General features: G+C 68.2%; 20 protein-coding genes. 9 read left to right on the plus strand and 11 right to left on the minus strand.

Annotated features, from left to right (window positions below; translation table 11 throughout):
• Positions 1-24: 24 nt before the first annotated feature.
• The 7 genes from MT490_RS15165 to MT490_RS15195 all read right to left on the minus strand — a co-directional run bounded on the left by MT490_RS15165 (position 25) and on the right by MT490_RS15195 (position 7,745).
• Positions 25-936 (minus strand): DMT family transporter, encoded by a 912-nt coding sequence (locus MT490_RS15165; RefSeq protein WP_297389463.1) that lies wholly within the window; start codon positions 934-936, stop codon positions 25-27.
• A 118-nt stretch (positions 937-1,054) separates the two neighbouring features.
• Positions 1,055-3,190 (minus strand): TonB-dependent siderophore receptor, encoded by a 2,136-nt coding sequence (locus tag MT490_RS15170; protein ID WP_297389466.1) that lies wholly within the window; start codon positions 3,188-3,190, stop codon positions 1,055-1,057.
• Between the two features lie 104 nt (positions 3,191-3,294).
• The gene (locus tag MT490_RS15175; protein WP_297389468.1) at positions 3,295-4,734 is read right to left on the minus strand and encodes a glycosyltransferase family 2 protein; all 1,440 of its coding nucleotides are present in this window, start codon (positions 4,732-4,734) and stop codon (positions 3,295-3,297) included.
• Positions 4,731-5,705 (minus strand): HEAT repeat domain-containing protein, encoded by a 975-nt coding sequence (locus tag MT490_RS15180; RefSeq protein ID WP_297389471.1) that lies wholly within the window; start codon positions 5,703-5,705, stop codon positions 4,731-4,733. Before MT490_RS15180 ends, MT490_RS15175 begins: the two co-directional genes overlap by 4 nt.
• A gap of 2 nt (positions 5,706-5,707) precedes the next feature.
• Positions 5,708-6,847, minus strand: coding sequence for a YaiO family outer membrane beta-barrel protein (locus MT490_RS15185; RefSeq protein ID WP_297389474.1), 1,140 nt, complete (start codon positions 6,845-6,847; stop codon positions 5,708-5,710).
• Positions 6,828-7,214: a response regulator gene (locus MT490_RS15190; protein ID WP_297389477.1), complete on the minus strand. Its 387-nt coding sequence runs from the start codon at positions 7,212-7,214 to the stop codon at positions 6,828-6,830. The genes MT490_RS15185 and MT490_RS15190 overlap by 20 nt, the downstream gene beginning before the upstream one ends.
• A 147-nt stretch (positions 7,215-7,361) precedes the next feature.
• Complete coding sequence (locus tag MT490_RS15195; RefSeq protein WP_297389480.1) at positions 7,362-7,745, minus strand: response regulator transcription factor; 384 nt, start codon at positions 7,743-7,745, stop codon at positions 7,362-7,364.
• Between the two features lie 196 nt (positions 7,746-7,941).
• Here MT490_RS15195 and MT490_RS15200 point away from each other — a divergent pair, with 196 nt between their 5' ends.
• From MT490_RS15200 to MT490_RS15215, 4 genes are all read left to right on the plus strand, one after another.
• Complete coding sequence (locus MT490_RS15200) at positions 7,942-10,455, plus strand: ATP-binding protein (protein ID WP_297389482.1); 2,514 nt, start codon at positions 7,942-7,944, stop codon at positions 10,453-10,455.
• Between the two features lie 87 nt (positions 10,456-10,542).
• Positions 10,543-11,622, plus strand: a complete 1,080-nt coding sequence (locus tag MT490_RS15205; RefSeq protein ID WP_297389484.1) for a LacI family DNA-binding transcriptional regulator — start codon at positions 10,543-10,545, stop codon at positions 11,620-11,622.
• 240 nt (positions 11,623-11,862) lie between these two features.
• The gene (locus tag MT490_RS15210) at positions 11,863-14,688 is read left to right on the plus strand and encodes a TonB-dependent receptor (protein WP_297389487.1); all 2,826 of its coding nucleotides are present in this window, start codon (positions 11,863-11,865) and stop codon (positions 14,686-14,688) included.
• A gap of 136 nt (positions 14,689-14,824) precedes the next feature.
• Complete coding sequence (locus tag MT490_RS15215) at positions 14,825-16,321, plus strand: tryptophan halogenase family protein (protein WP_297389490.1); 1,497 nt, start codon at positions 14,825-14,827, stop codon at positions 16,319-16,321.
• Here MT490_RS15215 and MT490_RS15220 read toward each other — a convergent pair.
• On the minus strand, positions 16,318-17,301 hold the full coding sequence (locus MT490_RS15220; RefSeq protein ID WP_297389493.1) for a cupin-like domain-containing protein: 984 nt from the start codon (positions 17,299-17,301) through the stop codon (positions 16,318-16,320). The genes MT490_RS15215 and MT490_RS15220 overlap by 4 nt on opposite strands.
• 27 nt (positions 17,302-17,328) lie before the next feature.
• Between MT490_RS15220 and MT490_RS15225 the strand changes: the two genes are divergently transcribed.
• The 3 genes from MT490_RS15225 to MT490_RS15235 are packed head-to-tail and all read left to right on the plus strand — an operon-like array spanning position 17,329 to position 20,692.
• Complete coding sequence (locus MT490_RS15225; RefSeq protein ID WP_297389495.1) at positions 17,329-18,006, plus strand: DUF6445 family protein; 678 nt, start codon at positions 17,329-17,331, stop codon at positions 18,004-18,006.
• An 11-nt stretch (positions 18,007-18,017) separates the two neighbouring features.
• On the plus strand, positions 18,018-19,439 hold the full coding sequence (locus tag MT490_RS15230) for a glycoside hydrolase family 30 beta sandwich domain-containing protein (RefSeq protein WP_297389498.1): 1,422 nt from the start codon (positions 18,018-18,020) through the stop codon (positions 19,437-19,439).
• Positions 19,436-20,692 (plus strand): MFS transporter, encoded by a 1,257-nt coding sequence (locus tag MT490_RS15235; RefSeq protein WP_297389501.1) that lies wholly within the window; start codon positions 19,436-19,438, stop codon positions 20,690-20,692. Before MT490_RS15230 ends, MT490_RS15235 begins: the two co-directional genes overlap by 4 nt.
• On the opposite strand, the gene MT490_RS15240 is transcribed toward MT490_RS15235, so the two are convergent.
• Entirely contained in the window at positions 20,672-21,151 is a 480-nt protein-coding gene (locus tag MT490_RS15240) for an Lrp/AsnC family transcriptional regulator (protein WP_297389504.1), read from the minus strand. The genes MT490_RS15235 and MT490_RS15240 overlap by 21 nt on opposite strands.
• Positions 21,152-21,253: 102 nt before the next feature.
• Between MT490_RS15240 and MT490_RS15245 the strand changes: the two genes are divergently transcribed.
• Together MT490_RS15245 and MT490_RS15250 are read left to right on the plus strand one after the other, a co-directional pair.
• Positions 21,254-22,192 (plus strand): pyridoxal-phosphate dependent enzyme, encoded by a 939-nt coding sequence (locus MT490_RS15245; RefSeq protein WP_297389507.1) that lies wholly within the window; start codon positions 21,254-21,256, stop codon positions 22,190-22,192.
• Between the two features lie 14 nt (positions 22,193-22,206).
• Positions 22,207-22,566 carry a VOC family protein gene (locus MT490_RS15250; protein WP_297389510.1) on the plus strand — a complete coding sequence of 120 codons (360 nt, stop codon included), beginning with the start codon at positions 22,207-22,209 and terminating at the stop codon, positions 22,564-22,566.
• Here the strand turns inward: MT490_RS15250 and MT490_RS15255 are convergent.
• Both MT490_RS15255 and MT490_RS15260 read right to left on the minus strand, forming a co-directional pair.
• Positions 22,551-23,090, minus strand: coding sequence for an rRNA large subunit pseudouridine synthase E (locus MT490_RS15255; RefSeq protein WP_297389512.1), 540 nt, complete (start codon positions 23,088-23,090; stop codon positions 22,551-22,553). The genes MT490_RS15250 and MT490_RS15255 overlap by 16 nt on opposite strands.
• Before the next feature lie 16 nt (positions 23,091-23,106).
• Complete coding sequence (locus tag MT490_RS15260; RefSeq protein ID WP_297389515.1) at positions 23,107-24,723, minus strand: NAD(P)/FAD-dependent oxidoreductase; 1,617 nt, start codon at positions 24,721-24,723, stop codon at positions 23,107-23,109.
• Between the last annotated feature and the right edge of the window lie 209 nt (positions 24,724-24,932).

Here is a 24,932-nt window from a genome sequence, read left to right on the forward strand (position 1 = left end):
TGAAAGCGGATTTGCGAATATCGTTCACCAATCCCCAGGATCGCGATCCGATCGCTTCGGCCCGCGGCTCGCCATCGCCACGCCCAGGGCCGTCAGCCCCATGCCGGCAATGGCCGCAGGGCCCAGGGTTTCGCCGAAGAGCGGCCATGCGATCAGCGCGGTGCAGGGCGGAACGAGGAAGAACAGGCTTGCGACCTGCGCCGCGGCACCGCGGCGGATCAGCAGGTAGAGCAGCGAGACCGCGCCCAGCGAGAGGACGACCACGAGCCAGAACAGGGCGAAGACGAATTCGCCGTTCCAATCGATGTGCGTGTCCTCGAACAGCAGCGCCAAGGGAGCGGTCGCCGCACCGGCGGCGGCGAACTGGACGACGCTGCCGGTGCGCAGGTCCATGCGCGCGCAATAGCGCTTCTGGTAGAGCGTGCCTGCGGTGATGCCCAGCAGCGCCGCGACGCAGGCGAGGCTGCCAAGGGTGTCGCCGGGGCCCTGGCCGAGCTTGCGGGCCAGGATGAGCGCCACCCCCGACAGCCCCAAAGCGAGCCCGGCCCATTGCCGCGGCGTCACGCGCTCGCCGAGCAGCACGCCCGCGAGCGCGGCCGTCAGCAGCGGCTGCAGGCCGACGATGAGCGCCGAAACGCCGGCCTCGACGCCCAGCGAGATGCCGATGAACACGCCGCCCAGGTAGATCCCGTGCACCAGCAGCCCGGCGACCGCATAATGGCCGATCTCCGCCGGGCGGCGCGGCCAGGGCGCCCGCGTGGCGATCGCGACCAGCACGAGCAGCCCGGCCGCGAGACCATAACGCAGCGCGAGGAAGGTCAGCGGGCCTGCGTGCGGGAGCCCGAGCCTCGCGCCGATGAAGCCCGTGCTCCAAAGCACCACGAACAGGGCCGGGATCCTGACGTCCCGAAACAGCGCCGGGGCCGCGGGGGCCATCGCACCGGGTCGAACCCTTTTCGCCACCTGTGCCTCCCGCCTCCGGATGCCGACTTTCCGACGCTCCTTTGGCGGCCACGGGGAGTCCTGACCAGCCCCCCTGGCGGCGGCATGTGGATCAATAGGCGAAGCTGAGCGTGACGTTCGCGCTGCGCGGCGCGGCGTAATAGGCCTGGTCCCACATCAGGCTGGCGAGATATTTCTCGTTGCCGACATTGCGGACGTTGACCGTCGCGCGCACGCGATCGAGCAGCCGGATCCCGGCCATCAGATCGACCACCGCATAGCTCTTCTGCGTCACCACCACGTCGCCGGTGACCAGGCCATAACCCTGCACGTTGGAATCGGTGAGGCTGATCTGGTTCTGCCAGCGCACCTGCGCGCCGAGGCGGAGGTCGTTGAGCTGGGGCACCGTATAAGTGGTGGCGAGCTTGAGCGACTTGGTGGGCAGGAAGGTGCGCGTCTTGTCGCCCGCTTCGTCCTCGATCTCGATGCCCGTATAGCCGCCGCTCAGGGTCCAATTGTCGGTGACGCGGCCGGCGAGCTCGATCTCGAAGCCCTTCGAGGTGGTGTCCTCGCCTTCATAATAGCTGTCGCCATTGGGCAGCACGCCGACGAATGCGGCGAGGCCCTTCTGCTTGGCGCGGAACAATGCGGCGGTGGCGTAGAGCCGGCCGCCGAACCAGTTGCTCTTGATGCCGCCCTCGATGCTGGTGCCCTTGGCCGGATCGAGCTTGGCGCGGTTGACGTCGATCTCGCTCTGCGGATTGAAGATGCCGGTATAGCTCGCATAGAGCGAGAGGTGCGGCGTCACGTCGTAGACCGCGCCGATATAGGGGCTGACCCCGCTCTCCTTGCGCGACTGATCGGTGCCGTAGGAGGTGCCGGTCGACTTGATCCACATCGCGCTGGCGCCGACCACGGCCTTGAGATTGTCAGAGAAATTGACGTGCGCGGCGCCATAAGCGCGGGTCAGCCGGTCGGTATAGTCGGCGGCGAGATATTCGCCGGGATAGGCCGGCTCGGCAACCTGGAGCCGCCCCCAGTCCCGCACCGCCGGGAAATCGATCGCGCCGAGATAGAAATCCTCCCATTCGAGCGCGTCCGAGCGCGCGGTCGAGACGCCGAAGGCGAGCTGGTGCTCGCGGCCGAACAGCTTGACCGGGCCCGAGGCGTAGAAATCGCCGAGATACTGGTCATAGGTCGAGGGATAGATGCCCGACATGCCGCCCACGCCGAGACCCGTCGTCCTGTCCGGGTTGCCATAAGCATAGAGCAGCTTGGCGAGCTCCTCGAAGCGCTTGTAGGTGAGCACGCCCTTGGCCGACCAGCCGCCGCCGATCTGGTAGTCGAGCTCGGCGAAGACGCTCTGGTCGGTGACGTTCCAATAGGTCCAGTCGGCCGAGGTCGAAGCGGAGACCGGATAGTCGATCCGCGTGCCGTCGGTGTAGAGCAAAGGCAGTGCGCCCCAGAGCACGCCGTCGGCCTTGTTCTCCTGCCGCGAATAGCCGACCGTGGCGGTGAGATCAGGCGTCACCTTCCAGCTGACCAACGCGCCGAACACGTTGCGGTCGACATGGTTGTAGTCGAGCCAGGAATCGCGATCCTCATGCGCGAAGATCACTCGCGCGGAGACCGTGTCGCTGATCGGCCCCGAGACATCCGCCTCGAACCGCTTCTGGTCCCACGATCCGAACTGCGCGGAGGCGCTGGCCTTGAACGTGTCGGTGGGGCGCTTGCGGACATAGTTGATCGTCGCCGAGGGGTTGCCGACGCCGCTCATGATCGCATTGGCGCCGCGGATCGCCTCGACGCTGTCGAACAGGGCGGTGTCGAGATCGCCGAACTGGATGCCCCAGATCAGCGGCAGGCCGATCCCGTCGACCTGGAAGTTGGTGATGTCGAAGCCGCGCGAGTTGAAATAGGTGCGGTCGGTCTCGACGCGCTCGACATTGATGCCGACGACCTGGTTGAGCAGGTCGTTGACGTTGGTGAGCGCGAAATCGTCGATGCGCTGGCGGTCGACGATCGTCACCGATTGCGGCGTCTCGCGCGGCGAGAGCGTCAGGCCGGTCGCCGAGCTCGACTGGGTCGCCACCGATCCGGTGACCACGATCTCGGCCTTGTCCGCCTTGTCCTGCGACTGCGTATCCTCGTCGGCGACCGGATCGGGGCCGGTGGCTGCGAAGGCGGGGCCGGCGGGCAGGAGGAACAGCGCGCTCGAGAGCAGCGCGCGGCGGAAGGACGAATGCATTCTCTACCCCTTGGGATGTGCGACGCCGGCTCCCTAGGGAAAGCATTATTGCGAGTCAAACGCATTAGCATCTTATGGGGGTAAGGGTGCTGGCTTCCGCACGATCACCCCTTCGAGAAGCCCGCGCGGGTCGCGGATGCCCAGCTGCTGTCCTTGCGGAAATAGCGCCACATGCCGCGCAGCCGGAAGACGAGGTTGGCCTGGCGGTAGCCGAAATTCTCGAGCAGGGCGGCAAGAGCGATGAGGAACAGGTCGCGCGCGCTGGGCGTGCGGCGGAGCTGCATCTCCTCGAGCGCGAGCGTGCCCAGGCTGATCGCCGCGCCGAACAGCACGGTGAGCGAGAAGAAGGCGATCACGACTTCGCCGCTGGTGAAGCCGAGCAGGTAGAGGAGCGGGACGAGCAGATAGCCGAAGATCTCGCACGGCGGGCCCAGCACGTCCTCGATCACCAGCAAAGGCAGCCCGACCATCCCGACCCGGCCATAGCGCGGATTGAGCACCATCCGGCGATGCTTCGCCAGCGTTTCCAGCGCGCCTTGCTCCCAGCGCGAGCGCTGGTTGCGCAGACCCTCCCAGTCGTACGGCGCCTCGGTCCAGCAGACCACTTCGGGGACGAACGCCACGCGATAGGGCCGGCGCTGCTCGCGCATGTAGCGATGGATGCGCGTGATGATCTCGAGGTCCTCGCCGACGGTGTCGTGGCGATAGCCGCCGATCTCCACCAGCACCGATCGGCGGAAGATCCCGAACGCCCCCGAGATCAGCAGCAGCATGTCGAGCTCGGCATTGGCGACCCGCGCGGTCAGGAAGGCGCGGAGATATTCGAGGATCTGGAAGCGCGGCAGCCAGCCGGCGGGAAGCCGCACCTGCTGGACATGGCCGCCCTGCACCGTGGATCCGTTGGCGATGCGGATAGTGCCGCCGATCGCGACGAGGCTGCCGTCGTCGGTCATGAAGGGCTCGGTGCCGCGCAGCAGCCCGTCGGGCTCGATGATCGAGTCGGCATCGATCACGCAGACGAGCGGGGCGGTGGCGAAGCCGATCCCCGCATTGACGGCATCGGCCTTGCGGCCATTCTCCTTGTCGACGAGCAGCAGATTGGGGTGCTTGGCGGAGGCGTAGACGCCCAGGATCCGCGTCTTCTGGAGCACCGCCAGCTGCTCGCGCTCGATCGGGTGCATCGCGAATTCGTCGATCAGCCGCGCCAGCGTGCCGTCGCGCGAGCCGTCGTTCACCACCACGACTTCGTGATCGGGATATTGGAGCGCGAGCAGCGCCCGCACGCTGTCCGCGATCGAGAGTTCCTCGTTGTAGCAGGGCGCGATCACCGATACCGGCGGCGCGAGATCGGCATAGCGGCTCCACAGCTCATAGGATCGCGAGGCGGGGCGGATCCGGATCTGGAACACACGCGCGGCGAGCACGAGCTGGATGACCGAGACGAGGTTGCGGATGCTCACCACGAGGAAGCAGAGCAGGCTCATCCCGACCAGCAGCGCCGCGCCGATGCGACCCGCCCACTCCGCGACCAGCGGCCAGCTCATGCCGTGCCGCCCAGCGCCGCCACCGCCTCGTGTGCGCGCAGCCGCACCCAGCGCGACGGATCGCGCCGCATCCGCTCGATCGTGGGCAGCGCCGATCGCAGCCCCATCGTCGCACAGGCGCGCGCGGCTTGCGCGCGCACGCCCTGCTCCGGATCCGCAAGGAGCGGTTCGATCCATTTGCCGGCGGCCGGATGGTTGAGCCGCGTCCCGGCGGCCAAAGCCGCGAGCCGCACTTCGGTCTCCGGCGAGCGCGAAGCCTCCTCCAGCGCGCCGAGCGTCGAATAATCGTCGGTCCATCCGAGCGCGTCGACGATCAATGCGCGCAACGCAGGCGTGAAGCGGCGCTGCGCGAGCTTGAGCAGCTCGTCGGCCCGATGCGGTGCGAGCGCGCGGAACAGCGCATGGTGCAGCGGCGTGATCGGAACATCCTCGAGCGAGAGCGCGTCGAGCAGGACGGTGGCGGGCGGCAGCGCCTCGAGCCGCGCCAGCATCGCCGCCGCCTCCAGCCGTACCGGCAATGCGCGATCGTTGCGCAGCATATCCTGGAGTGCGGCGATCGCCTGGGCGCCGCCCACGCCGCCCAGCGCGCGCACTGCGTCGACGCGGCGTGCGGTGCGGCGGCGCCGCGTCTTGGCGAGCACCCGGTCGACGAGGTCGTGGCGGTCGACAAAGGCAGTGAGCCGCGCCCGGTCCTCGCCCCGGACCAGCCGGCTCAGATGGGAGACGGCGGCGAGGCGCTGCTCGGGCGACGCGTCCCGATAGGCTTCGCCCGTTGGTTCGGTACCCGGCAGCGCCGCCATGATCTCGCGCGTGAGTGAGCGGCTATTGGCCTCGGCGGCGGCCCGGCTGCGTTCCTTGCGGTCCCGCCGCATCACCAGGATGAGGAGCAGCAGCGCCATCGCCAGCGTTCCCCAAAGCGATCCGAGGATCGCCAGCCGGGCAATTTGATCGGCGATGTTGGGAAGAGTCACGATCAGAGGCGGAGCTGCAGCCCGAGGGAGATTCCCTTGCGGGTATAGCTGTCGACGCGCCGTTCATATTCCCCCGCGGCGCGGATCGTCACCACGTCGCTCACCGGGACGGCCGCGCCCAGAAAGACCGAGCGGACGCGGCGGGTGATGCCGGCTTCGGTGTCGGGATAGCTCGCCGCTCCTCCGAACAACAGGGTTCCGCCACGCGTCTCGGTGTCGATCCGGGCGGACCAGCCGCTGCGATGGTCGCCCTGTTCGTCCCACAGGTTGATCATCCGCAGCGTGGCGCTGCTCCTCAGCGCGGGCACGGCGACGCGCACGCCGGGCTCGACGGCGGTGACCTGGGTCGTCCCGTAATCGGCATGGCGGGCATCGGCGAGCAACATCACGCGCCCGACATCGGCTTCCAGCCCCCCGCGAATGCTCCACTTCTCGCGGAAGTCGGCCTTGGGCGTGACCGTCGCCGCGACATAACCGCGCCAGCCCGGCGAGAATTGCTGGTCGATGCGCGCGAGCAGGTGCGTGTCGACGGCGGTGCCGCGGTCCTCGCGCTCGCCTTCGAACGACAAATTGGTGCCGCTGGCGACCTGGGCGAAGGCGCCGAGCGTGGTGGACCACCAGGTGCGATCCGGGCCGTTGTCCAGTGATACGCGGGCGACGCCCTGGTTCGCGAAGACGCCGCGTCGCGGACGGGCCGGCTGGCCGCCCTCGGCGCGCGCGATCTGGCTGCGGATCGCCGCTAGCTCGGCATTGGCGGGGTCGCGCGCCTCGATCTCGGCGAGCTCGCCCCGCGCCGCCTCGCGGTCGCCCGACCAGAGATAGGCCCGGGCGAGTGCCGCGCGGATGTCGAGATCCTCGGGCGCCAGCGCGCGGGTCTGGCGCAGCGTGGCGATCGCCTCGGGGTAGCGCTGCGCATAGGCATAGGCGCTGCCGAGCAGCCGGAGGATCTCGGGATCGTTCGGAAGCGCCGCGCGCGCGCCTTCGAGCCGCGCTATCGCCGCCGCATGGTCGCCGCGGGCCACGGCCGCGCGCGCATCGGCGATGGCCGCTTCGCGATCGGCGGGGGCAAGCTGCGCAAACGCCGCGACAGGCGCGGCGCAGAGCAGGAACGCTATGGAAGCCTCAGCCGTGCGTCGTGACACGCGCGGCCTCTGTCCTCAGGATCGCGTTGACGCGTGCGACGAGCTCGTCGGGAATGAAGGGCTTGGTGAGATAGTCGCGCGCGCCCGAGGACAATGCGTCGAGCACATCGTCCTGGCCCTTGCGCGCAGTGAGCATCACGACCGGCAGCCGCGAGCCCCGCTGCCCGAGTGCGCTCAGTACTTCCGGGCCGGAGAGGACGGGCATCATCGCGTCGAGCACCATCAGGTCATACGCATCCGATTGCGCGGCCTCGAGCGCCGAGCGGCCGTCGCCGATGATCGTGACGCGATGGCCCGCGCCCTCGAGCTTGAAGCGAAGCAATTCGCCCAGAAGATCATCGTCGTCCGCGACAAGGATGTGCGCCACGCGATACTCCCTTACGCTACCGCTACAAAATCGTCCAATAATGAGACATTTGGGCCGAAACGCCAACGCAGGACTTCCCCGTATAGGCCATTGACGGAGCATTCGCGACGAGCGGTTCCTCCATTGCGTCCACAGGTGCCCATGTCCTCACCGCGCCGCCGGGGCGGTGCGCGCGAGGAGTTCGTCCACGCGGAAGACGAGCTCGTCGGGATCGAAGGGCTTCTTCATATAGTCGTTCGCGCCGGCGAAGCGCGCCAGTTCCTCGTCGCGGTCGCCGCGCCGCCCGGTGAGCATCATCACCGGCAGGTCGGCGAAGTCGGGGGACTTGCGCAACTCCTGTACCAGCAGCACGCCGGAGAGCTCGGGCATGTTGCAGTCGAGGATCACCAGGTCGGGCCGCCGCGCCTTGATCACCCGCAACGCGTCCGCGCCGTTGCTCACCAGTCCGGCGCCATGCCCCGCCGCGATCAGCGCGTCGCGCGCCATCTCCCCCACGAGTTCGTCGTCGTCCGCAATGATGATCCGCGCCATTCCGACTCCCCACGCGATCAAGGATGTCGCGCCTATGTCATAACGCTTGAGAACCGTTCATGGTCGCATCGGATGAACCGAACCGCCGCCAATCGTCGCATGCAACCGAAAGCGGGAAATTTCGCTCTATAGTGAGAAACCGCGGAGTTTCAGGGACTCGATGATGACGAACGCCAGTCAGCCCCGATCGCGAACGATGATCGCGGCAGTATTTTTTCTGCTGATTTGTTCGGCAGGGTCGGGTCTCTGGCTCGCATGGCAGAAGCAGGACGCGGAGCGGTGGGTCCGCCACACGTTCGAGGTCTCGGAGAGCCTTTCCCAGGTCCGCATCCTCAATCTCCGCGCCGAGGTCTATCGCCGTACCTATCTCCTCACGGGCAATCCCGAGGACCGCGCGGCGGTCGCCACCCTGCGGCGCGGGGTCGCGAAGGCGCTGGACGACCTGCGGCGCATGAACGCCGGCAATCCGGACCAGGGGGTCCGTATCGCCAGGCTGGCCGCATTGATGCAAGAGGGGCTCTTCGCGTCCGAACGCTCGATGTGGCTACGCGGCAACGGGCGCACGTCGGAAGCGGTCGCGATGCTCCGCAACGCCTCGGCGCGCCAGACCACGGCCCGGCTGTTGCGCGCGATCGCCGAGATCAACGCGGAGGAGCAACGCCTCCTCGCCGCCCGGCTGGAACATGCCAACGCGTTCGAAGGTCCCGTCCAGGTCGCCTTTGGCGGCAGCGCGTTTCTCGTCCTGCTGCTCGCCCTGCTCGTGATCCGGGACCGGCGCGCGCGGATGCTGTCGCTGCGCGCGGCCAACAGCCAGCTCGAACAGGACATCGCCCGGCGCGAGGTCGCCGAGGCGCAGCTCGCCTTGCTTGCCGAGAACGCCACGGATGCGGTGTTCCGCATCGATCTCGCCGGGATCATCACCTATGCCTCGCCCTCGACCGAGCAGGTGATCGGGGTCCGGCCCGACATCGTCGTCGGCAACCACATGGCGCGGCTGGTCCATGAGGCCGACAGGCAGACGGTGTTCGACTTCTACGACCAGCTCGTCACCGGCCAGATCGAGCGCGGCATCGTCACTAACCGGATCGAGAAGCGCGGCCAGCCCGGCGTCGAAGTGTGGATCGAGGCGAGTTGCGGCCTCGTCCGTGACAACGCGACCGGCGAGCCCGTCGAAGTCATCGCCTCGCTGCGCGACGTCACCGAGCGCAAGCATCTCGAGCTCGAGCTCGGAAAGGCCCGCGCGCGCGCCGAGGCCGCCGCGAGCGCCAAGTCGAGCTTCCTCGCGAACATGAGCCACGAGATCCGCACGCCGATGAACGGCGTGCTCGGCTTCGCCGATCTGCTGCTCCACAGCGATCTCACCGAGGAGCAGCGACGCCAGGCGCAGCTGATCGTCGATTCGGGCAAGGCGATGATGCGCCTCCTCAACGACATTCTCGACATCTCGAAGATCGAGGCCGGGCAGATGCAGATCGCGCCCGAGCGCGTCGACCTCCGACACGCATTGCGCAACTGCATCAAGCTGATCGAGCCCGCCGCCGCGCAGAAGGGGCTGCAGGTCCGCTTCGACGTCGAGCCCGAATTGCCCCAGTTCGTCCTGATCGACGGCCTGCGGCTGCGCCAGGTCGTGCTCAACCTGCTCGGCAACGCGGTCAAGTTCACCGAGCGGGGCGGCATCTCGATCGATGCGCGGCGCGGCTGGCACAATGGCCGGGCGAACATCGAGATCATGGTGGCCGACACGGGCATCGGCATCGCCACGGACCGCCAGGCCGCGATCTTCGAGCAGTTCGTCCAGGCCGAGGAGTCCACCGCGCGCCGCTTCGGCGGCACCGGGCTGGGGCTGGCGATCAGCAGCCAGCTCGCCCAGCTGATGGGCGGGACGCTCGTTCTGGAGAGCGAGGAGGGCAAGGGCACGCGCTTTACCCTGCGCGTCCCGCTCGAGCTCTCCGACGGGGACGCGAAGCGCGCTGCGGCGGTCGACAGGAAGGAAGACGAGCCCGAGCGCCGGCTGCGGATCCTCCTCGCCGAGGATCACGACGTCAATCAGGAGCTGATGAACGCGATGCTCACGCGGCTCGGTCATCAATCGGTGACCGTGGCCGACGGCGCCCAGGCGCTCCACGCCGCGATCGCGGCCTCCCGCTCGGATCGGCCCTTCGATCTCGTCCTGATGGACATGCAGATGCCGGTGATGGACGGGCTCGAAGCGACACGCGCGATCCGGAGCGCGGGCCTGGCGGCGGAGGCGCTGCCGATCCTCGCACTCACCGCCAATGCCTATGCCGACGATATCGCGGCATGCCTCGCCGCGGGGATGCAGGCGCACGTCTCCAAGCCGGTCCAGCTCGCCGATCTCGGCACGGCGATCCGCCGCTGGACCCGCGCCGGTGCCGCGGCGCCCGAAGCCCCCGCGCCGCCGGCCCCTACGCTTGCGATCTCGCCCGGTCTGCACGCGCGCTACGCGGCCCGCAAGGCCGAGCTCCTCGCCTGCGCCGAGGGGATCGTCGCGACGGGCAGCTTCGACGATGCCGCGATCGAAGAGCTTCGCGGCCTGCTCCACAAACTCGCCGGCACCGCCGGGATGTTCGAGGAGGCGCAGCTGGGAGACAGGGCCGCGGAGCTCGAGGACGCGCTCGAACGTGGTCCGGCGGAGGAGCGCGCGGCGCGCGTGGGCGAAGTGATCGAGGCGCTCACCCAGGCCGCGTAAGGGCGGCACCCCCCAAAGCGGCAATAAACTATTGCCGTTGCACCGAACGCTGTGCCACCCCACGCCGCCGATGAGCGAGATTTTGATTTGAGCACGGCGGACGGGACCAAGGGGCTCGACCATGGCCGGACGCCTCGCCCCACGATCGACGACGTCGCGGCGCTGGCCGGGGTAGGGCGGGCGTCGGTCTCGCGCGCGCTGAACGACCAGGCCAATGTCAGCGCCAAGATGCGCGAGCGGGTGATGCGCGCGGTGGAGGCGCTCGACTATCGTGTGAACCCGCAGGCCCGCAGCCTCGCCAGCCGCACCAGCAACGCGCTGACGCTGATCAATTGCACTGCGCTCGATGCCGAGCCCAATTCCTATTATTTCGCCGCGCTGGAGCTTGGTGCGCTGCGTGCCGCGGCGATCGCCGGATTCGAGCTGTCGACGCTCAACATCGACGTCAGCGACCCGCGTCGCAGCGAGAAGGTGATCGAGCTCTTCGAGGCCGGGCGGAGCGCCGGCGTGATCCTCGCCCCGCCGCTGTCGGACGATGCCGCGCTCGCGGCGGCATTGGTCGAGCGCAACTGCCCTGTCGTGTGCGTCTCGCCCAGCGACGAGGTCAGCGCGCTCCTGCCCGGCGCCGGGTTCGACGAGCGGACGGCGGGCGAGGAGGTGGCGAGGCTCGTCCTGGCGCACGGGCATCGCAGGTTCGGATATCTGCTCGGCATCGAGGGCCATTTCTCCGCCGAGAAGCGCTTCGCGGGCTTCCTCCATGCGCTCGGCCAGGCGGGGCTGGGTGTCGATTCGGTGACGGCGCTGCGTGGCGATTTCAGCTTCCGCTCCGGCGTGGAGCTGGGACAAGCGCTGCTGGAGGGCGGCGAGCGTCCCACCGCGATCGTCTGCGCCAATGACGACATGGCGGTCGGCGCGCTGTTCGCAGCGCATCGCAAGCACCTCGTCGTGCCCGACGACATCTCGATCGTCGGCTTCGACGATGCGCCGATATCGGGTCATATCTGGCCTCCGCTCACCACGGTGCACCAGCCGATCCGCCGCATCGCCGCCTCCGCCGTCCAGCAGCTCGTCGAGATCCTGCGGCGGGGGCAGCCGGCGCGGCCGCGGTTCGAGATGATCGACCATCACCTCGTGGAACGGGAATCGCTGGCGGCCGCGCGCGGCTGATCGCACACACCGGGCGGTGTCGCCCGAATGTCTCAGTCCGCGAGGAACCTCATCGGCATTCGCACTTTGTCGTTGACACCGTTGACGGATGCCCCGTAGCAAATTGGAAGCGCTTCCAGTTCGGATCATCGGGGCGCCCATAAGGACCGCAAAGGTCGGGAAACAGGCCCGGACAGAGGCCAAAAGGGGAGAGGTATCATGGGCCTGAAGGGTCGCGCTGGTCGCCAAGATCGTATCCGCATGCAATTCGCTCTGACGGCTTCGGCGCTAGCGCTGGCCGCGGCGCTTCCGGCCGTCGCCCGGGCGCAGGAGGCCGCGACGCAGGACGACCAGGCCGCCGCGCAGGCGGAGGGCGAGGAAGTCGTCGTCACCGGGATCCGCGCCGGCCTGCAGAACTCGATCAACACCAAGAAGAACGAGACCTCGATCGTCGAGGCGATCTCGGCCGAGGATATCGGCAAGCTTCCCGACGTCTCGATCGCGGAGTCGATCGCGCGCCTGCCCGGCCTCGCGGCGCAGCGCGTCAACGGCCGCGCACAGGTCATCTCGATCCGCGGCCTCGCGCCCGATTTCACCACCACCTTGCTCAACGGCCGCCCCCAGGCGAGCTCGGGCGACAATCGCGCGGTGGAGTTCGATCAATACCCCTCCGAGCTGCTGTCGAGCGTGGTCATCTACAAGACGCCCGACGCGGCGATCTCGGGCATGGGCCTGTCGGGCACCGCCGACCTGCGCACCGTGCGGCCGCTGGCGTTCGGCAAGCGCGCGATCGCGCTCAACATCCGCGGCGAGAAGACGGAAGGGTCGAGGCTCAACGACGACGTCCGCAACTGGGGCGGCCGCGCCAGCATCAGCTATATCGACCAGTTCGCGAACGGCACCCTGGGCATCGCGATCGGCTATGCGCATCTCGACAGCCCGTCGCAGAACAAGCACTTCAAGGCCTATGGTTATGAATCGTTCGGCGGCGTCAGTCCGACGACGGTGCAGCCGGCCTCGGCCGCCGATGCGTTGCTGCTGAACGGCCAGGAGGTCTTCGCGACCTCGCGCCTCAACCGGCGCGACGCGGTGATCGGCATCGTCGAATGGCAGCCCAGCCCGATGGTCCATTCGACCCTCGACCTCTATTATTCGAAGTTCCACCAGGAAGAGACGACGCGCGGCGCGCAGTGGTTCTCGAACGGCTGGGCGGACAATGCGACCTTCACCGACGTCACCACCGAGGATCGCGGCGGAACGCTGCTCGCCACGAGCGGCGTGCTGCACAATGGCGTGCCGATCATCCGCAACGACTTCAACAAGCGCGACGACGAGATCTTCTCGGTCGGATGGAACAACGAGTTCCAGATGGACGAGCGCACGCGCTTCATCGCCGACCTTTCCTATTCGAAGAACAAACGCAACGAGCAGATCCTCGAGACCTATGCCGGCTATGGCCGGGGTGTCGGGGGCGTCACGCCGGCCACGCCCAATGTCGGCCGGACGCTCGACACGATCAGCTTCGAAACGCCCGACGACGGCTATCCGACCTATGGCGAGGGGCTGAACTATGCCGATGCCGCGCAGGTCTCGCTCGGCGACCGCGCGCCCTGGGGCGGCTGGGGGCATGACGGCGCGATCCGCTTCCCCGATGTCGAGGAGAGCATCTGGGCGATCGACCTCAAGCTCGACCACAGCTTCGATGGTTTCCTGAGCAAGCTCACCGGCGGCATCAACTTCACGCATCGCGAGAAGAGCAAGCGCGTCGACGATTTCGATCTGTTCCTGAAGAACGGCCGCCAGCAGGTATTGGTCGACCAGGCCGACCTCGTCGAGCCGACCTCGCTCGGCTATACCGGCTTCGGCAACGTGCTGAGCGTGGACCTCGAGAGCGCGCTCGACAAATATTGGGACCGCGCGCCGATCCTCGACGCCAATTATTTCGACAAGAACTGGGACATCGAGGAAGAGCTGCTCACCGGCTTCATCCGCGCCGACTTCAACGCGGGGCCGGTGCGCGGCAATCTGGGCGTGCAGGTGGTCGAGCAGCGCCAGCGCTCGACCGGCGTGGTGATCAACGGGCTCGAGCCCGGCCAGCCGATCGTGCCGGTGCTGCGCACGGCCGGCGAGGACTATACCGACGTGCTGCCCAGCCTCAATGTGATCTGGGAGCTGGGCGGAGGCCATCGCCTGCGCTTCGCCGCGTCGAAGACCATGGCGCGGCCGCGCATGGACGAGATGCGCGCCAATGTGACCCCCGGCTTCAACGCGCTGGTGTGCAGTGGGCAGCCCTGCGTGGCGGGGCAGGTGGTCAACCCCTGGTCGGCTTCGGGCGGCAATCCCAATCTCAAGCCGTGGCGCGCCGACGCGCTGGACGTCGCCTATGAATGGTACGTCAATCCGACCACCTATTTCTCGATCGCCGGCTTCTACAAGAAGCTGCACAGCTACATCTATCAGCGCACCGACATGTTCGACTTCTCGGGCATTCCGCTGCCGAGCACGGCATCGTCGATCCCCGCGGGCGTGGTGATCAGTCCGATCGGGCAGATCACGTTGCCGGCGAACGGCACCGGCGGGACGATCAAGGGTCTCGAGTTCAGTGGCGCCTTCGATTTCGGCACCGTGATCAGCCCGCTCAGGGGCCTGGGCGTGATCGGCAGCCTGTCGCTCACCGAATCCGATCTCAACCCGGCCGACAACGGCCAGGAAGTCCGCATCCCGGGCCTTTCGGGCACGATCTACAACATCACCGGCTATTACGAGAATGGCGGCTTCCAGGCGCGCGCCAGCTATCGCTACCGCTCGGCGTTCAAGGGCGAGGTGGTGCAGTTGTTCGCGACGCGCGGCTACACCGAGATCCTCGCCGACCGGCAGGTCGACGCGCAGATCGGCTACACCTTCCAGAGCGGGCCGATGGAGGGCTTCGGCGTGCTCTTCCAGGTCAACAACCTGACCGACTCGCCCTATCGCACCCGGCTCGGGCTCGACAGCGGCGGCACGCACACCGCCGACGGCGAGACGCTGCTCGAGACCTATGAGAAATATGGCCGCCAGTTCCTGCTGGGGTTCAACTACCGCTTCTAGCCCGGACCCCTCCGGGATCGTTGCGGGGAAGCATGGACTTCATGCTTCCCCGTCCTTTTCGCGGGGCCAACTTGCCAAGCATGGCGGCGACCTGCGACACCGATGCGAGGCGCAAGGATAGGGCGCAGGGAGAGGCATGCGGCAGTTGAAGCGGATATTGATCGTCGGCGGCGGATCGGCCGGATGGATGACCGCCGCCCTGCTCGCACACCTGTTCCAGGGGCTGTACGAGATCACCCTGGTCGAATCCGAGCAGATCGGCACGATCGGCGTGGGCGAGGCGACGATCCCGGCGATCAAGAAGTACAACGAATTGCTCGGGCTCGACGAGAACGAGTTCATGTGCCGCACCCAGGGCAGCTTCAAGCTGGGGATCCAGTTCGTCGACTGGTGGCGCCGCGGCGAGAGCTACATCCACGGCTTCGGCGTGATCGGGCAGGATCTGGGCTGGCTGCGCTGCCACCAATATTGGCTCAAGATGCGCGCGGCGGGCAAGGCGTCGGACTTCTCCGCCTATTCGATCAACACGGCGGCGGCGCTCGCCAACAAGTTCATGCGCGCGGATCCCAAGCTCGCGGAATCGCCGATCGGCCATATCGCGCATGCCTTCCACTTCGATGCGGGCCTCTATGCCCAGTTCCTGCGCGGCCATGCCGAGGCGCGCGGGGTGCGGCGGCGCGAGGGAAAGGTCGCCGGAGTCGCGCTGCGTGCGGACGGCTTCGTCGAATCGGTGACGATGGAGGATGGCGAGGTGATCGCCGCCGACCTGTTCGTCGATTGCTCGGGGTTCCGCGGGCTGGTCATCGAGGAGGCGCTGAAGACCGGCTACGAGGACTGGACCCACTGGCTGCCGTGCGACCGCGCGATGGCAGTGCCCTGCGCGCGGACCGAGCCGTTCACGCCCTATACCCGCGCCACCGCGCGCGCTTCGGGCTGGCAATGGCGCATTCCGCTCCAGCACCGCACCGGCAACGGGCATGTCTATGCGAGCCGCTTCATCGACGATGCCGAGGCCGAGGCGCAGCTGCTCGCGAACCTCGACGGCGCGCAGCTCGCCGAGCCCAACCGGATCCGCTTCACCACCGGCAAGCGCCGCAAGACCTGGAACCGCAACTGCGTCGCGATCGGGCTGGCGGCGGGCTTCATGGAGCCGCTCGAATCGACCAGCCTCTATCTGATCCAGTCGGCGATCATCCGGATGGTGCGGCTGTTGCCCGATGCCGGCTTCGATCCGGCGACGATCGCCGAGTTCAATCGCCAGACCGACTTCGAATATGAGCGCGTCCGCGATTTCATCATCCTCCACTACAAGGCGACCGAACGCGACGACACGCCCTTCTGGCGCCATTGCCGCGATATGGAGATACCCGGCACGCTCCGCCGCAAGATCGACCTGTTCGCCGCCAATGGCCGCGTGTTCCGCGAGGATGACGAGCTGTTCACCGAGGAGAGCTGGATCCAGGTCTTCCTAGGCCAGGGCGTGATCCCGCGGAACTATGATCCGCTCGTCGACATACGCAGCGACGTCCAGGTCGCGCAGTTCCTCGGCAACATCGAGAATGTGATCGGCAAGTGCGTCGCGGTGATGCCCGGCCATGCCGATTATGTCGCGAAGACGTGCCCGGCCACTTAGCCTTTCAGCTTCGCCAGCAGCGCCTCGTGCATCCGGGCGAGGTGCTGCGGCGAAGTGGCGCCCAATATGCCGCGGTCCTCGGCCGGCAGGTGTGCGCCGGGATCGCCGTCGGCGAGGAAGACGTAATGCGCGAACATCGCCTGCCATGCGCGGCGCTGGTCGGCGGGGAGGCCTCGCACCGTCATCAGCGCGTGCATCATCGCGTCCCAGGGCGAGCCGGGCAGGGCGGGAGCGGGGTCCCACCAATAATTCACCAGCAGGTTGAAGCGATCGAGCGCCTCGACATGGTGGTACCATTGATAGGGGATATAGAGCGCATCGCCGGGCTCGAGCTCGGCGGACTGCGCGGCCTCGAGCGCCGCGGCGAAACGCGGATAGCGGGTCAGGTCGGGCGCGGTAAGGTGGGCCATGCTGACCTGCACGCCCGCGGGCGTCGGATTGAACGGGCCCATATAGAGATTGCCGACCTGCTCGGGCGAGAACAGCGTGAAGCGGCGATGTCCCGCAGCGACGCAGGCGATGTTCTCCGAAGGATCGTGATGGATCGCGACCTTGGCCGCATTGCCGATCCACAGCCGCGCCGGCACCTCCGCTGGCAGCAGCGGCATCGGATGCGCCTCGGCAAAGCCGTGGAGATGCTCGCGCGCGCTGAGGCCCTGCAGCGCGAGTGCGTCGGGGCGATCCTTGCCGGCCTCGGCCGCGAGTCTGTCGAGAAAATCGGGGAGCGGTGCCTGCTCGGCCGCGAAGTTGCGGCTGCCGATCGTCGGGCCATAGTGCATGCGCCCCTCGATCTCCGGCTGTGCCCGCATGAATTGCACCGGCTTCGACGAGGCCATGGCCGCCAGATACGCCGCCGCATCGGTCGCGCGCACCACCGGCCAATCACGCACCAGCCCCTTGAGGACGGCGGGCTCGCCCGCGGCGCGGATCTGCTGGAAGCCGGCCGGCGTGACGTCGTGCCAGGCGCGAATGGGTTGCATGACGCGAGCCTATCAGGGGAGCGGAGAATGGAGCAACGTTCGATCCGTGTCGATCATGTCGGCGCCGAGCGCGAGCCGGTGGTCGTGGTGGAGAATTTCGCGCCCGATCCCGAAGGCCTGATCGCCGCGGCGGAGAGTCTGCCTTTCGCGCCGATGGGCGAATATTATCCGGGCGTCCGCGCGCCGGTGACCCCGGCCTATTTCGAGGGACTGGCCCCCGTGTTGACGCCAGTGATGCGCGAAGTCTTCGGCGCGCGCGAGCGGATCGGCTTCACCCGCGCGCTCTATTCGCTCGCCACCACGCCGCCCGCCGACCTGACGCTCGCCCAGCGCATCCCGCATATCGACGGTGTCGCCGAGGGGATGGTCGCGATCATCCATTATCTGGCGTACGAGGACCAAGGCGGCACGGCCTTCTATCGCCACCGCTCGACCGGTTTCGAGACCGTCGATGCCGCGCGGCATCGCGCCTATCTCGACGCGCTGCGGCGGGACTTCGCTGCACATGGCGAGCCCGAACCCGCTTACATCCAGGGCGATACCGCGCTCTTCGAGCAGATCGCCCGCTACGACGCGGTGTTCAACCGCGCGCTGATCTATCGCAGCAGCCTGCTCCACTGCGCCGTCCTGCCCAACGATCGCGTGCTGTCCGGCACGGTTCGCGGCGGGCGGCTGACCGTGGCGAGCTTCCTGCGCGTGCATTGAAGGAGAGGATCATGCGTTTTCTGGCCGGATTCTGCGCACTGGCGCTGGCTGCATGCGCGCCCGTGGAGCGCCCGAACGCGGCCGTCGACGCGTCGCCGCCGGTCGAGGTCTGGCTGACGCTGCCCGACCAGTCGGCGCTGCTCGCGCAACAGGCCCCCTTGGCATGGCAGCCGGGTACGGTCGCGGGCGCGATCACCGTCGATCCGGCGCAGCTTTTTCAGGAGATGGTCGGCTATGGCGCGGCGATCACCGACGCCTCGGCCTGGCTCATCCAGCGCAGGATGACGCCCGAGCAGCGCGACGCCCTGCTCGCCGACCTGTTCGGCCCGCAGGGGATCGGCTTCTCCTTCACCCGCGTCACGATCGGCGCGTCGGACTTCTCGCGCACCCATTACAGCTATGACGACCGGCCGAAGGGCGAGCGCGATCCGGAGCTCGCCCATTTCTCGATCGCGCCGGCCCGGGCCGAGGTCCTGCCCACCGTCCGCGCGGCGCGCGCGATCAATCCGGCGCTCGCGGTGATGGTCTCGCCGTGGAGCGCGCCCGGCTGGATGAAGACCACCGATTCGCTGGTGAAGGGAACGCTCCGCGACGACGCCTATCGGCCCTTCGCCGCCTATCTGCGCCGCACCGTGCAGGACTTCGCCGCCGAGATCGGCCCGATCGACTATCTCAGCATCCAGAACGAGCCCGATTTCGAGCCGGAGAACTATCCCGGCATGCGGCTGAGCCCGGCCCAGCGCGCCCGGGCGATCGCGTTGCTCGGCCCCGAGCTCGAGCGCGCGGGGCTGAGGACCCGGATTCTCGACTGGGACCATAATTGGGACCTGCCCGAACAGCCGCTCGGCGTGCTCGCCGACGCTGCGGCGGCGCGCCACGTCGCCGGGGTGGCGTGGCATTGCTACAAGGGCGATGTCCCGGCGCAGAGCGTGGTGCGCGACAAGCATCCCGATAAGGACGTGTTCTTCACCGAATGCTCGGGCGGCGAATGGTCGAAGGCCTGGCCCGACAGCTGGGCGTGGACGATGCGCAACCTCGTCATCGGCGCGCCGCGCCACTGGGCGCGCGGGGTGCTGATGTGGAACCTCGCGCTCGACGAGAAATACGGGCCGCATCTCGGCGGCTGCGATAATTGCCGCGGCGTGGTGACGATCGACAGCAATACGGGCGCCGTTACCCGCAACGTCGAATATTACGCATTCGGCCATGCCAGTCGCTTCGTCGCACGCGGCGCGCGGCGCATCGCCTCGGACACTCGGCCGGGCGGCATCGAGACGGTGGCCTTCCACAACCCCGACGGCACGCGCGTGCTGCTCGCCTTCAATGCCGGCGCGCAGGCGGAGACCGTGACGGTGCAGGCCGATGGCGGGCATTTCGCCTACACCCTCGCGCCCAATGCGGCGGCGACGTTCCGCTGGCGCGGGGCGCGGTGACATTTCGACAGCCCCGCGCCGCCGCGGCATTCGTGCCGGTCACGGCCCTGTTCTTTGCCTGGGGCTTCATCTGCGCCAACAACGATCCGCTGATCGCGGCGATGCGCGCGATCTTCGGCCTGTCCTACACCGCGGCCCTGTTCACCCAGATCGTGTCGTTCCTCGCCTTCGCGACCATGTCGTTGCCGGCGGCCCTGCTGCTCGCCCGGCTCGGAGCCTTCCGCGCGATCCTCTTGGCGATCGGCGCGATGATCCTCGGCTGCGCGATCATCCAGGCCACCGCCTGGATGCCGCATTTCGCCCTGGTGCTCGCCGGCCTGTTCGTGCTCGCGAGCGGGGTGGCGGCGCTGCAGGTCGCCGCCAATCCGCTGGCCGCGATGCTGGGCCCGCCCGAGCACAGCCATTTCCGGCTGACGCTCGCCCACGCCTTCAATTCGCTGGGCATGGTCTGCGGGGTGCATTTCGGCGCGCGGCTGGTCCTCGGCAGCGATGGATTGCGCGCAGGCGCGGCGCAGGCGGCCGGCATCGCCGCGGTCAATCGCGCCTTCCTGATCATCGGCGGGCTGCTGCTGGGACTGGCGCTGCTCGTCCTGCTTGCCCGGCGCCAGATCGGCGCGGCGTCCGTGGCGGACGCGCGCGGCGCGGGCCTGCTCGCGGCGCTGCGGTCGCGCTGGGCGCTGCTCGGTGCGGGAGGGATCGCGCTCTATGTCGGCGCCGAAGTGTCGATCGGCAGCGTGCTGATCCTCTATCTGGCATCGCCCGGCACGCTGGATCTCGCGCTCGCCGATGCCGGCGCTTACGTCGCGAATTTCTATTGGGGCGGCGCGCTGGTTGGCCGGTTCGCGGGGAGCTGGCTGCTCCGCCGCGTCTCTGCGCCGCTGCTGCTGGGCGGTGCCGCGGGCATGGCGGCGGTGCTCTGCGCCTCGGCGCTGGTCCTGCCCGGGCCCGTCGGCGCCTGGTGCCTGCTCGCGGTGGGATTGTTCAACTCAGTGATGTTCCCGGCGATCTTCTCGCTCACGCTCGAACGCTCCGACGCCTCGGCCTCCGCCACCTCGGGCCTGTTGTGCGTCGCGATCGGGGCGGGGGCGGTCGTGCCGTTGCTCGCGGGGCAGATCGCCGATCATGCCGGGCTCCAATGGAGCTTCGCCGCTGCGTTGGTCGCCTATGCCTATATCCTCGCATTCGCCACGATGCGCCCCGCCGGACGGCGGGCGGCGAAGCCGGGCGAGGCGCTAGCCGTCGGCACCGATTGAGCGGACCGGCACCGCGAGGCTCCGCTTGACCACCCCCAGCGCGACATTGGTGGTGAAGCGCCGGACATTGGGGTTCTCGGCGACGAGCCGGTTCATGAACGCGTCATAGGCCTCGGCGTCCGGCGCGGTCAGCACCAGCACGAAATCGGCCGCGCCGGTGACGTAATAGGCCTGCTGGACCTCGTCCTGCGCCGCCAGCCAGGCGCGCAGCGACGCCAGCAGCTCGGGGCGCTCGCGCTCGATCTCCAGCGAAACGACGAAGAAGGTCGGGCGCCCCACCTTCTTCGGATCGACCACCGCAACCTCGGTGAGGATATAGCCTTCGTCCTTTAGCCGCTTGACGCGGCGCTGGATGGCGGAGGGCGACAGCGGGACCTTCTCGGCCAGCCGCTCCGCGGTGGGCGCGGAATCCTGCTGGAGGAGGTTGAGCAGCTGGCGGTCGAATCCATCGAGATCCATTGCGCCGATTTACGGCGATACTGGCGACAATACATCCGAGAATCTGCGCGAACGGCTGAAGGGTCGCCGATAATCGGCCCTCCGCGGCGCTAGATTGCTCCCATGCTGACTCTCACCGCAAAGGGCGTGCTTGCCGCCCGCTCGAAAATCGACCCGGTCTTCCTCGCGAGCCCGATCGAGCACCCCGCCGCCTTGTCGCGCGAGCTCGACTTGGACCTCCTGCTAAAGGACGAGACCGCCAACCCGATCGGCTCGTTCAAGGGGCGCGGCGCCGGCGTGCTGGTCCGATCCTATCCGCCGGGAACCCGCTTCGTCTGCGGTTCGGCGGGCAATTTCGGGCAGGCGATGGCCTGGGCCGCACGCGTGCATGGCTGCAGCCTGACCGTGTTCGCTGCCGAGACGGCGGTTCCCTGCAAGGTCGATGCGATGCGCGCGCTGGGCGCCACGGTCCAATTGTCCGGCCATGACTTCGACGATGCGAAGGACGCCGCGCGCCGGCACGCCGAGGAAACGGGCGCGGTCTATATCGAGGACGGCGCGCGCGCCGAGATCGCGGAAGGAACGGGAACGCTCGCGGTCGAGCTGACCGAAGCCGAGGCCCGGATCGATGTGGTGTTCGTGCCGCTCGGCAACGGTGCGCTGGCTGCCGGAATCGGGTGCTGGATGAAGGCGACGCACCCTGGCGCGCGCATCGTCGCCGTGGCCGCTACGGGCGCGCCCAACATGGGGCGGGCCGTGCTGGGCGAGGGCTTCGATCCGCTGGCCTCGCCCCGGACGATCGCGGACGGCATCGCGGTGCGCGTCCCGATCGACTCCGCCGTCGAGGCGGTCCGGCGGGTCGTGGACGAGGTCGTCCTGGTCGACGAAGCCGACATCGTCCGTGCTGTCCGAATGCTCGAGGCGGCGTTGGGCCATCGGGTCGAGCCGGCCGGCGCGGTGGGGTTCGCCGGCCTGCTGGGCCAGGCCGCGCGCTGGCGGGGCGCACGGGTCGCGATCCCGGTCTGCGGGCGCAACCGCCTCGACCATCTCACTCAGGAATAGACAGGAGAATCGACATGCTGGATCATCTCGAACTGCGAACCCGGCGCATGGACGAATGCGTCGCCTTCTATGCCGCGGTGCTCGAGCCTCTCGGCTACGCACTGGTGGTGAATGGGCCCAGCAAGGGCTTCGGCCACGAAGGCCGGCTGGATTTCTGGCTCGCCGAGGGCGAACCGTCGCGCGACGTGCATTTCGCCTTCACGGCGCCGGATCGTCCCACCGTCGACACGGCCTATGCCCGGATCGCGGCGGCGGGAGGCGCGCCGAACCGCGCTCCGGCGCTCGCGCCGCACCTCCATCCCAATTATTATGCCGGCTACGCGCTCGACCCCGACGGCCGCCTGGTCGAGTTCGTGTCTCACGGCGAAAAGTGACGCCATTCCCCCGGAGCGATCCCGTCCAGCGTCCAGTCGCCGATGCGCCATCGCACCAGCCGCAGCGTCGGGTGGCCGATGGCGGCGGTCATCCTGCGCACCTGCCGGTTCCGTCCTTCGCGGATCGTCAGCTTGAGCCAGCAATCGGGTACGGTCTTGCGGAAGCGCACCGGCGGATCGCGCGGCCAGAGCGCGGGATCGTCGATCCGCTCGACCTGGGCGGGCAGGGTGGGCCCGTCCTTCAGCCGGACGCCGCGTCGTAGCGATTCCAGACTCGCCTCCGCCACTTCACCTTCGACCTGCACGAGATAGGTCTTGGGCATCTTGAACCGGGGATCGGCGATCCGCGCCTGCAGCCTGCCGTCGTCGGTGAGCAGGAGCAGGCCCTCGCTGTCGAGATCGAGCCGCCCCGCCGGATAGACGCCCGGCACTTGGATGAATTCCGCCAGCGTCGGGCGTGCCGAGCTTTCGTCGGTGAACTGGCAGAGCACGCCGTACGGCTTGTTGAACAGGATCAGCGTCATCGGACGTGGCGCCGTTTCAACGGCCGAGGCTCTGCGCCACCGCCTCGGCGACCTTGATCCCGTCCACCGACGCCGAGAGGATGCCGCCGGCATAGCCCGCGCCTTCGCCGGCAGGGAACAGGCCGGCGGTGTTGAGGCTCTGGAAGTCATCGCCGCGGGTGAAGCGCACCGGCGAGGAGGTGCGCGTCTCGACGCCGGTCATCACGACATCGGGATGGTCGTAGCCCGGGATCTGCCGGCCGAAGACGGGCAGCGCTTCGCGCATCGCCTCGACCACGAAGCCGGGCAGGCATTGTGCCAGGTCGGTCGGGTGCACGCCCGGGCGATAGGAGGGGATCACCGTGCCCAGCGATTCCGACGGCCGGCCAGCGAGGAAGTCGCCGAGCCGTTGCGCGGGTGCCTTGTAGTTGGAGCCGCCGGCGACAAAGGCGAGCGATTCCCAGTGCCGCTGGAACGCGATGCCGGCGAGCGGATCGCCGGGATAGTCGCGCGCCGGATCGATCGCGACGACGAAGCCCGAATTGGCGTTGCGCTCGTTGCGCGAATATTGGCTCATGCCGTTGGTGGCGACGCGGCCCTCTTCCGACGTCGCCGCGACCACGGTGCCGCCGGGACACATGCAGAAGCTGTAGACCGTGCGGCCGTTCTTGCAATGATGCGAGATGTGATATTCGGCGGCGCCCAGGATCGGGTTGCCGGCATCGGCGCCGAAGCGCGCTCTGTCGATCCAGGATTGCGGATGCTCGATCCGCACGCCGATCGCGAAGGGCTTGGCCTCGACATATACGCCCGCCGCCTGGAGCATCGCGAAGGTGTCGCGCGCGCTGTGGCCGATCGCCAGCACGACATGGTCGGCTTCGAGGGTGTCGCCGGTGTGGAGGTGGAGCCCGCGGATCCGGCGCTTGCCCTCGGCGTCGGTCGCGATGTCGAGCCCATCGACGCGCGTGGAGAAGCGATATTCGCCGCCCAGCCCCTCGATCGTCTCGCGGATGCTCTCGACCATCGTCACCAGGCGGAAGGTGCCGATATGCGGATGCGCTTCGGTGAGGATCTCGGGCGGGGCGCCGGCCTTGACGAACTCGGTCAGCACCTTGCGGTCGAGATGGCGCGGATCCTTGATCCGGCTGTAGAGCTTGCCGTCCGAGAAGGTGCCCGCGCCCCCCTCGCCGAACTGGACGTTGCTCTCGGGGTTGAGCACGCTGCGCCGCCACAGGCCCCAGGTGTCCTTGGTACGCTCGCGCACAACCTTGCCGCGATCGAGGATGATCGGGCGGAGCCCCATCTGGGCGAGGATCAGTCCGGCGAACAGCCCGCACGGGCCCGCGCCGACCACCACCGGGCGGAGCGCGCCGGCGGGCAGGGTCTGCGGCACGATCTTGTAGTGCGTGTTGGGCGTGCGCTGGACATTGCGGTCCTTGCGGAAGCGGGCGAGCACCGCGTCCTCGTTCTTCACGTTCACGTCCACCGAATAGACCAATTGGATGTCGGCCTTGTCGCGCGCGTCGTTGGCGCGGCGGGCGACGACGTGGCGGATCAGCTCGCGCGGCGTGATGCGCAGCCGCCTGCAGATCGCGGCGGGCAGCGCCTCCTCCGCGTGATGGAGCGGCAGCGTCAGTTCGGTGATGCGCAACATGGGCGCGGCTGTAGCGGCTGACGGAGCCTCACGCCAACTTCCTCCTCGCCGTCGACGAGCTGTTTCGGCGTGGCGTCGGCGAGAATTGACGTCGGGCGGCTTAACTCATACAAAAGCAATGTGACCGCTAACATCGGCGGCTCCTGCGCCAGAGCGCGCGGGTGCGACGGGAGAGGAAAATCAATGCTTGGGACCAAGTGCATCCTTGT

This window comes from Sphingomonas sp. (assembly GCF_026460985.1).
In the GTDB taxonomy this organism is placed as follows: domain Bacteria; phylum Pseudomonadota; class Alphaproteobacteria; order Sphingomonadales; family Sphingomonadaceae; genus Sphingomonas.